3 protein-coding genes are annotated in these 2,236 nt (G+C 65.4%); all 3 read right to left on the bottom strand.

Annotated elements, in window-relative coordinates; all coding sequences use genetic code 11:
- Positions 1–678, bottom strand: a 678-nt coding sequence (locus tag MUO23_12970; GenBank protein MCJ7513864.1) for a DUF3786 domain-containing protein, incomplete at its 3' end; no start/stop codon positions are given.
- A gap of 6 nt (positions 679–684) precedes the next feature.
- The gene (locus MUO23_12965) at positions 685–2,004 is read right to left on the bottom strand and encodes a hypothetical protein (protein ID MCJ7513863.1); all 1,320 of its coding nucleotides are present in this window, start codon (positions 2,002–2,004) and stop codon (positions 685–687) included.
- Positions 1,997–2,236, bottom strand: a 240-nt coding sequence (locus MUO23_12960; protein MCJ7513862.1) for a hypothetical protein, incomplete at its 5' end; no start/stop codon positions are given. The genes MUO23_12960 and MUO23_12965, both read right to left, overlap by 8 nt.

The following is a 2,236-nucleotide window of genomic DNA, read 5'->3' as shown; positions in this document are numbered from 1 at the left end:
GGCGTCGGCCTTGAGGATGCGGCCAGTCAGCCCGGCACCCAGCAGGGCAAGACCGTCGGTCGGCAGGTAGTGCGGTGCCGCGGCGTCGAACAGGATCGAAGCCTTGGCGGGAAACTCCTGATCGCCGAGCCATAGGATGGCCGCCAGGCGGATCCCCGGCAGCGGATCGAAGGCGTAGGCTGCGGTGGCCAGCTCCGGAAGGGAGGTCCCTCCCAGCGCCAGAGCCGCGTGGGTGAAGGCCTGCGGGCTGGCGCCAAAGGCGTGGGCCAGTCGATCGCCGGAATACCCCTGGAACGCCTGGTGGTAGAACAGACCTCCAGGAAGCTCCCGGTAGCTGATCCATTTCCCAGCCCGAGGCTCACCGTCCGCTGAACTCAGGTAGAAGAGCAACATGGCAAGATCGAAGGTCGGCAGTGCCTGGCCGCCCTCGGGGTAGGTCGCCTGCAGCGCTGGGAACGAGATCGTCACAGGCCGTCCCCAGTAGGTCAGGCCAACCTGGCCCTTGGCATAGGTTCCCCCGCTCAGCTCGGCCAACCGGCTTGGCTGACGCGCCTGCAGCGCCGGCCTCAGACGGTCGAGCGATTCCAGCATGCTGGCTTCCCAGGCGCTGCGGGCTCTCGCCAGACCCTCAGCCGCGGATAGGGTGGGACCGCCCGCCTGCTCGACCAAGCCTCCCATCGATGGCTAGTCCTGGAACCCATCCATATACAGTTGGATCGAGGGCAGAGCAGTCAGGCGTTGGTGGAAGAAGTTGTTGACGGTGTTGATGGCCTGGGCGCGGGCGGCTTCCACCTCAAGCGCCCAGACCTCCCGCTCGAGCTGGCTGGCGAGGATCTCTCGCAGCCGCTGCAACCGGCGCACGATCTCCTCCTCCATCTCGCCCTCCAAGACATCCATCACTCGACGGATCAACTGATCGGCGAAGGCCACCAACTCCTGCTGGGTGATCTCGGACCCGGGGAGCAGCGCATCGTCGATGGTCCGCACCAGGGACCAGACCTGATACAGCAGCGTCGCCGGTTCGTCGAACAGTTCTCGCAGAAACGCCGCCTCCTCGTAGCGCCCGGTCAGGCGGAAGATGTTGTACATGCGCTTAGCGGCCTTCCCATAGTTCACGTCCTTGGTCAGATACTTGTTGACCTCGCCTTCAAGCTGAGCCACATATTCGTCAAGCGCATCGCTGGAGACGTGGCGGGCGAGCTTGGAGAAGATCGGCACCGAGCTTGCTTCCAGGTACACCTCCTGGAAGTAGGGATCCAGGTAGCCATCGAGGGGTGTGATGCTCCCGTCCGGCGCCTGCCAGGTCACGTCCAGCATGTTGCTGGCGTTGGCCAGCTGGTGGCGCAGCGAGTCGGTGACCACCCAATCGAGTTTGCACCAGCCGGGATCCGAGGCCACCTCCTCCCATCGAACCTGGACGGGCGTTCCTTCCGCGGTTGCCGCCTGCAGCCAGCCCTGCCGGATCTCGGCCGGGGTCCAGGCGATCGGCGAGCCTGAGCGGACGGCCTTGCCGGCACGAATGAGGTCTGCGGGGAAGGCGCCGAACTTGACCTCGATCAGCTGGTAGCCGGGGCCGGAGGCCATCGCCAGGGCTTTGTCGCGCATGAGTCGGGATAGGATTTGGCAGGCCTGCTGCCGGGTTGCGGCGAGGATGTTGACCCGCTCGAAGTAGTCGCAGTCGCCCGGATAGCTCTGGATCTTGGATTGGGCCGCCGAGCCCGAAAGAGCGAGTGCGGTTTCGACGATACCTGGCTCGTCTTGGAATTCCACCAGGCGTCCGATGCGGCGGAAATGTTCGAGGTCCTGCGGAGAGAAGTCCATCATGCTTACCCGATGGCCGAAGACGCCGGTGCGGACATCGAAAGTGACATCGCCGCCGGAGTTGTCGGCTGCCATGGCCGTCAACCAGTTGACGGCTTCCTGCTCATCAAGCTCGACGCCCAACCTGCGAGCGGATTCGATGATGCGCATCAGATCGCGTTGGGGGTCAGTCGTGTCACTCATGCGGATCTCCAGAGCGAAGGATGTACGAACCGTCGGGCTGCCAGGCCTCGGCCAGGCTCGGCACCAAGGGGTCGGCTGCCGGCAGGCGGCTGCGGGCTGCCATCATCCTGCGCAGCAGCTCGGCCTGATCCAGGGCGTCCTGAAGGGCGTTGTGCTCGGGGCGCGGCATGTCCGGGTAACGCGCCGCCAGCTGGCGGCGGGAGGTTGCCAGGAAGGGTCCCCCTGACAGGCC

This window comes from Anaerolineales bacterium, assembly GCA_022866145.1.
Lineage (GTDB): Bacteria > Chloroflexota > Anaerolineae > Anaerolineales > E44-bin32 > PFL42.
The sequence above is the reverse complement of the archived record's forward strand: the minus strand, read 5'-3'. Positions and strand labels throughout refer to the sequence as shown.

Excerpts from the sequence above, each read along its gene's own strand:
- MUO23_12965 (MCJ7513863.1), bottom strand. The coding sequence starts at position 2,004 with ATGAGTGACACGACTGACCCCCAACGCGATCTGATGCGCATCATCGAA.